Source organism: Alkalibacterium olivapovliticus (assembly GCF_003003275.1).
GTDB lineage: Bacteria > Bacillota > Bacilli > Lactobacillales > Carnobacteriaceae_A > Alkalibacterium > Alkalibacterium olivapovliticum.
In genome coordinates, this window is sequence record NZ_PVTO01000022.1 from 34,150 (window position 1) to 40,797 (window position 6,648).

At 39.4% G+C, this 6,648-nt stretch carries 7 protein-coding genes; 3 read left to right on the plus strand and 4 right to left on the minus strand.

The genetic code is table 11. The annotated features are described in order from the left end of the window. Positions 1-27: 27 nt before the first annotated feature. Positions 28-1,392 carry an alanine/glycine:cation symporter family protein gene (locus CLV38_RS10165; protein ID WP_106195110.1) on the minus strand — a complete coding sequence of 455 codons (1,365 nt, stop codon included), beginning with the start codon at positions 1,390-1,392 and terminating at the stop codon, positions 28-30. A gap of 266 nt (positions 1,393-1,658) precedes the next feature. Here CLV38_RS10165 and CLV38_RS10170 point away from each other — a divergent pair, with 266 nt between their 5' ends. Then, entirely contained in the window at positions 1,659-2,558 is a 900-nt protein-coding gene (locus CLV38_RS10170; protein ID WP_106195084.1) for a PhzF family phenazine biosynthesis isomerase, read from the plus strand. 77 nt (positions 2,559-2,635) lie between these two features. Then, positions 2,636-3,376, plus strand: a complete 741-nt coding sequence (map, locus tag CLV38_RS10175; protein WP_106195087.1) for a type I methionyl aminopeptidase — start codon at positions 2,636-2,638, stop codon at positions 3,374-3,376. Positions 3,377-3,555: 179 nt separating this feature from the next. On the opposite strand, the gene CLV38_RS10180 is transcribed toward map, so the two are convergent. Beyond that, positions 3,556-3,852 (minus strand): hypothetical protein, encoded by a 297-nt coding sequence (locus CLV38_RS10180; protein WP_106195090.1) that lies wholly within the window; start codon positions 3,850-3,852, stop codon positions 3,556-3,558. A 138-nt stretch (positions 3,853-3,990) separates the two neighbouring features. On the opposite strand from CLV38_RS10180, the gene CLV38_RS10185 reads away from it, so the two are divergent. Beyond that, on the plus strand, positions 3,991-4,884 hold the full coding sequence (locus CLV38_RS10185; protein ID WP_106195093.1) for a helix-turn-helix domain-containing protein: 894 nt from the start codon (positions 3,991-3,993) through the stop codon (positions 4,882-4,884). Between the two features lie 154 nt (positions 4,885-5,038). On the opposite strand, the gene CLV38_RS10190 is transcribed toward CLV38_RS10185, so the two are convergent. After that, a complete protein-coding gene (locus CLV38_RS10190) occupies positions 5,039-5,605 on the minus strand; it encodes a hypothetical protein (RefSeq protein WP_106195096.1) in 567 nt (188 codons plus the stop codon). Further along, positions 5,606-6,484: a hypothetical protein gene (locus CLV38_RS10195; RefSeq protein WP_106195099.1), complete on the minus strand. Its 879-nt coding sequence runs from the start codon at positions 6,482-6,484 to the stop codon at positions 5,606-5,608. Positions 6,485-6,648: the final 164 nt, after the last annotated feature.

Sequence of the window (6,648 nt, forward strand, 5' to 3'; positions counted from 1 at the left end):
TCATAAGGGCTGGTGGTTTAATCTTTACTACTTACGTGTTTCTCTTTCATAAATGCCGTTATTACCGAAATAATTGCGGGTTGACTTCACAATGACCGGACTTAGTATTAACAGTCCAATCAAGTTAGGTAGTGCCATCAGTCCATTCAGCGTATCCGCTAATGCCCAGATCGCTCTTAATCCTCCGATAGCGCCCACTACGACGAGTGGAATAAAAAGTAAACGGTAGAACACAATCGATTTAGGTCCGAACAAGTACTCCATACACCGTTCCCCGTAATAAGACCATCCAAGCAAGGTCGAAAAAGCAAAGAAAACTAAACCGAATGTAACGATGTATCCACCGAATGGGATCCCTTCATTGAAAGCTGACGTCGTTAATGCTGCGCCGTCCAGGCCAGTATCCACTGCACCCGTCATTACGATGACTAAAGCTGTAATCGTACATAAGACGATTGTGTCCGCAAAGACTTCGAAAACTCCCCAGAAGCCTTGTCTAACAGGATGATCAGTTGTCGCTGCTGCATGAGCGATCGGCGCACTCCCGAGCCCTGCTTCATTGGTAAACACCCCTCTAGCCACACCATAACGAACACCCAGCGCCAGTGTAGATCCGACAAATCCGCCGGCAGCTGCTGAACCCGTGAAGGCATCTCTGAAAATGATTCCGAAAGCTTGAGGTACCAGCTGAATATTGGCAATGATAATAATCAGCCCACCCACAATATAGATAATAGCCATGAATGGCACGATAATTTCTGTTACTTTTCCTATTTTTTTGATTCCGCCCACAATAACTAATGCCACTAATGCCGCTAATACGACTCCAGTGATCCATGGTTCGATGCCAAATGTTGTATTTAATGAATCGGCCACAGAATTCGACTGGACCATATTCCCGATACCAAAAGTCGCTGCTGCACCAAAAATCGCAAACAAGACAGCAAGCCACTTCATTTTGGCGCCTTTTTCAAGGTAGTACATCGGTCCCCCGACATACCGACCGTCATCTGTTTTTTCTCTGTACTCTATGGCTAGTACAACTTCCCCATATTTAGTCGCCATTCCAAACAAGGCAGCGATCCACATCCAGAACACAGCACCCGGTCCCCCAATAGCTATGGCAGTTCCGACACCCGCAATATTACCCGTTCCAACGGTTGCAGCAAGTGCAGTAGACACAGCCTGAAAAGCGGTGATTTCCCCTTCCCCCACCTGTTCTTTAACAAAAATTTTCAAAAATGTATTTTTAATTATGTAACCAAATTTCGTAAACGGTATGAACTGTGTTCTAAACGTCAGATAGACACCTGTTCCGACTATCAATATTAGAAAAGGCCATCCCCAAACGAGGTCGTTTACAAAATCGTTTGCATCCAGTAACCACTCCATTATCGTTTCCACTTCTTTTCTCCTCCGTTAATCAAATTCTAATACTTTTATAATAATAGCATATTTCTTCTGATCACTGAACATTTTTTTAAACTGTTCAGTCAATAGGTTTACTAACAGCTACCCTCGTCCATTTCAGGTAAACTGTTTTCTACATTGGTTATGACGTTGAAGGCCTAATCTCCCCTATATTCCTATCCCTGAATGATTATGCTACACTCAGTGTATCTATTAGAACAGCACGGCAGCTGACGAGGAGAGAGCGTTTGAAAACACTGACTATTTATCACTATGATGCATTTACCCGAGAACCCAACAAAGGTAATCCAGCGGGTATCATTCTTAACGGCAATGATTTCACAGAAGATGAAATGCAGACTATCGCATTTAAAGTTGGGTTTAACGAAGTTGCTTTCCTTCTCAAATCAGATACCGCTGATTTGAAAATCCGCTATTTTTCACCTAAACGTGAAATGGATTTGTGCGGTCATGCAACAATATCGGCTCTATATGCTTTGAAAACTAGAGGCCTTTTAGATAAAAAGGAACTAGTGACCATCGAAACAAAAGCCGGTATCCTTTCTGTTTCACTCAATTCTTCGGGCACGGATACACTGGTCACAATGAGTCAGGCCACACCCCGATTTAAACCGTTCAAGGGCTCATTAAAAACGCTGACTCATACAATGGGCATTAAGGAATCTGATATAGACCACACTCTTCCGATTTTGTATGGAAGTACGGGGACCTGGACCTTGCTGGTGCCCATTAATGGACTGGGTGCCTTTAAAAAGATGAAGCCGGTTAATAAAGATTTTCCAGCTCTACTGTCAGACTACCCTGACGCCTCTGTTCATCCCTTCTGTTTAGAGACCGTTCATTCATCAAGTGATATGCATGGACGGCACTTTTCTTCACCCGGTACAGGTTCTGTTGAAGATTCAGTGACCGGAACGGCATCAGGAGTGATGGGAGCCTACTATGCACAATTCATTAGTGAAAACTTTGAGAATACAAAAAGGATTATAGTTGAACAGGGGCAGGAAATGGGTAAAGATGGCCGAGTCTATGTAGGCGTTTCAAAAAACAATGAGCACATCGCTGTCAGCATATCAGGTCATGCAGTGTATGTTAAATCATTTGAAGTGACCGTAGATAAAAATTAAGTCGGTAATTATATGAGATTCATGCTAAAATCAAACAGAAACGACAAACAAATTGCTTTAAAAGTGAGGACTAAACAATGATTGCTAAAACTGAAGACGATTTTAAGGGCTTAATAGAAATTGGTAAGATCTGCGGTGCGATTCGAGATGAGTTAGTTGAAAAAACCGAACCAGGACTGACGACAAAAGACTTGGATGAACTGGCTGGCGAGTTATTTGATCAGGCCGGCGCGGTATCTGCTCCTAAGAGTGTCTACGATTTTCCTGGCCACACCTGTATCAGCATCAACGAAGAGGCTGCCCATGGCATCCCAAGTGACCGTGTGATAGAAGAAGGCGACTTAATCAATATCGACGTATCGGCCTCTAAAAATGGGTATTTCGCTGACACTGGCATTTCATTTGTGGTGGATAAAGGAAATCCCGTTTTAAAAACGGTGTGTGACGTGGTCAAAGAAGCATTTGAGGCTGGTCTTGAGAACGTTAAGCCAGGTAACTATACCAGTGCACTTGGAAAAGCCGTTCACGATGTAGCGAAAGAAAACGGGTTAACCGTCATCAAAAACTTGACCGGTCACGGTATCGGACGGTCGATCCATGAAAAACCGGATCATATTTTTAACTATTTCTCTAAGTGGGATGATGTTCAGATGAAAGAAGGAATGGTCATTGCGTTTGAACCCTTTATCTCGACACTTGAACAAGAAGTGTTCCAGTCTGATGATGGCTGGACTCTCCTGACGGATGAAAGCTATGTTGCTCAGTATGAACACACCATTATTGTCACAAAAGATGGGCCCCTCATCATCACAGCCTAGTATTTTATCGGAAAAATAAAGCAGCGAAAAAGCACAGACAATAGCCTGTGCTTTTTCGTTTATTAAAGTGTACAAATCAGCGCCAAAAAAAGATGCTGGATACTATAAATAAACATACGTATTTTGATTTAAAGTTGTTGTTATTCTTATAAAACCATTTATTTCTTGACCAATTTGTGTTAACTTCTAAGTATATTCAATACCGTAGCACAGTTGATTTTACGCAATAGATTCTCAACATTCCCGCTAATCTCGATAAAAGAGATATCTGCGATTTGCCATTTCTTTAAATCTTCAGCATCTATTTTGTTTTTTCTTAGTATCATATCTAAAGGACAGTCGATTTCCCCATCAGCGTTACTAAAAATACAATCATCTTCTATAGATAGACTTACTGTCGTTTCTTTTCCTTCCAAGACATATTTATATAATGTCTGAGTATCATCTGTTGGTCTTAGTATAGTACTTTTCTCCATATCATCCACTCCATTATATGATCAATGCCTTTATCAACTGCCTAATCTTTCTAAGCACTAAATACATATTACCAAAGAATTTTAACAGTCTTAACATATGTTCATATCTTAACCAAATTCATTCAAGGAGGGTTCGAAATGGCTGAAAATTATTATCAGTTAGGTCACACTTTAAAAAAAATACGGGAAAACAAACACTATACTCAACAAGAAGTGGCCGACAGTACCATGTCAAGATCAAACTACACCAAACTGGAACACGATGAAATCAACCCGAATATCGTTAAGTTTTTTGCAATTCTTGATTATATGGATCTGGATGCAAATGAATTCTCATTTTTCTTAAATGACTATAGTCTGACCCCTAAAGAGACAGTCTTCTATCTGTTTAAAGAAATGGAGCAACGGCCTACCCTTTCTTATCTGCAGAATCTGATAGAGGCTTCTGAGGCGTTACTAGAGGAAAGAGAAGATCATATCACTAGGGATATACTCAATATCGTTCTGGCATATAAAGCTTTATTGGAGCATAAGGACATCAAGAAAGCTAAAACTTTCGCGGATAAAGCGTGGTCCCGTTTAAAGAAATTAGATAAATTTTATTTGTCCGAACTTTATTTACTTAATCGCATTATATTTTTATTTGATATCGAAACAGCCATCTCACTGGTGGATATGGCTTTAAAAGAACTAGAAAATTATTATTGTTTTAGGGAAGCCAAACAACTCAGACTATCCTTTTTATCTAATCTATCGTGTTTGCTTATCGAATATGAGATGTACAGCAAAGCGATGGAGTACATTGATATTTTGATAGCTGAAAGCAAAAAAGAGTACGATACTATAATGCTGGGGGCTGCTATAGTACGCAAAGGCTTATGTAAAAGCGCTGAAGGACAGGAAGATGAACCCGAGTCCGATTTTAACCTGGCAGTCGAAATGTTTGAAATGATAGATAGACATGACTTGATTGAAGAAATTAAAACTAATCCAAGAATCGTTTCGAATCCTTACGGGTACATCGATTTTTAGATTTTATGGTACTCATCCTGCTTCCATAATTATCTTGTTTAAAGACCATACACCAATAGCCCACTACTATGATATCTTCGTAGTAGTGGGCTATTGGTGTGTTTACTTATAAAATTCAAAATCGATATTTTTTCATTATGCTTTATTGATGCCGTTAAGTTGCTTCCTCTAATTTTACATCTATCTTTTCTTTGCTTAATCCACTGAGTACACCTAATATGTACACCCTAGGAATAAGTGTTGAAATTAGACCGAAAAATAACAGCGTCTCATCATTTACCACTAAAGCAGCAGTCAGAAGTATCATTGAGAGACCCATCAATACAAGATACAGTCTGTCTTTTCTATTGAATTTAAAACTATTTGAAACTTGATTATGTACTTTAAAGCGATCTGCTGATGCCTCTATTATTTTATGAAAGGCAGTCAATTCGATTATCGACATCATAACCGGGTAAAATAGAAACGCTGTACCGGTTAGCCAGGAGGGGTCTTGAGAAAAAGATAAGACCCCTTCAACAAGTGATAATAAAATAAGCGCTATTACACTGCAGGAAGCTGTAAAAAACTGCTTATCTGAAAATTCGTCTATCAAACCTGATAACCCGCTTAATACAATAATCCAGCCTACAAATGTAGGGAATATCGTTATTATTCCAAAATTAATACTGAACGTTGCAATAATCAGTCCCCAGAACATTTTCCTGAATGCTATTTCCATCTAAATCTCACCCCTTGCTCTTAGATACCTGTAGATAGTGTTGAAACTGTAGCGAGGGTCATGCCTATTAATATGCGGCAATCTAGGGTTTATCTCATCCCCGTCAGTGGTTGTTAGTGTGAGTTTAGGAAAGTAATTAGACACCTTAAAGTCTTCAATACTATCGCCTGACGGTTCACCTGTTGTACTGATGCTCACTATATCATTTTTATCAAGTCTTAACTCATCTGCATCGCTGTAGTCTACTTCGTTTATTTTGATTTGAGTAGTCGAATCTGAAAAAGCATGGTCCTGTTCTAGAGACGACAGTAGTAGGTCCTCATAAATTCTATAGGTTGCTTCTATCCTACCGTCAGTGGACCTGTCTCCATATAGCTGCTCTATCAGTTGATCATCTTCCTCTTCAGTGTACAATCTAACCTCTCCAACATCCACAGTCATTTCCGTAGAATCGTTGAAATAAAGTGTGACCTTCGTTAAAGAAAAATCATTTACATCATCGACACCCTCCAGGTCCAGCATATTCACATAAATGGTTCTTAAGGTGTAGCGTCCATATGCTGTCCCAACTCCATCGTCAAAAGGCTGGTCCCAGTAAAAGCCGTCTGGTCTGGTGAAATGACTTTCCGAAGCCTGAACAAATAAGTCCGGATATTCCGGGAACATGATCCCGATGACTACTCGTTCCTCATCTGAATTGGTTATATAATTTAGATTGAATGGAATTTCATTATGATCATCCTCTTCAGTTAACTGCAGCTCATAATCATGCTGTAGAAACACTGGTTCATCAAGGTGGAAATAATAAACCAGTCCATATCCTATTAAAACCAGACTTCCGATACCTATCAAAATTCTTTTGAACAACTTATCATTCATATATGTAGTCCTTTCTGATTAGACTTGTCTTTTTTTTAATACTATGTACTTTTATCAGTTTAACAAAGTTCGTAAATTTCAAGTTTAAGTTAGCCACTTAGTTAACAAATTTTTCTAGGTTAATAATCACTTGTTTAATTGGTAGTGGAACACATTCATCATCA

Bases quoted from the DNA above. Each gene is read 5' to 3' on its own strand.
- CLV38_RS10165 (WP_106195110.1), bottom strand. From the start codon at position 1,392: ATGGAGTGGTTACTGGATGCAAACGATTTTGTAAACGACCTCGTTTGG.
- map (WP_106195087.1), top strand. From the start codon at position 2,636: ATGATTGCTAAAACTGAAGACGATTTTAAGGGCTTAATAGAAATTGGT.
- CLV38_RS10180 (WP_106195090.1), bottom strand. From the start codon at position 3,852: ATGGAGAAAAGTACTATACTAAGACCAACAGATGATACTCAGACATTA.
- CLV38_RS10185 (WP_106195093.1), top strand. From the start codon at position 3,991: ATGGCTGAAAATTATTATCAGTTAGGTCACACTTTAAAAAAAATACGG.
- CLV38_RS10190 (WP_106195096.1), bottom strand. From the start codon at position 5,605: ATGGAAATAGCATTCAGGAAAATGTTCTGGGGACTGATTATTGCAACG.
- CLV38_RS10195 (WP_106195099.1), bottom strand. From the start codon at position 6,484: ATGAATGATAAGTTGTTCAAAAGAATTTTGATAGGTATCGGAAGTCTG.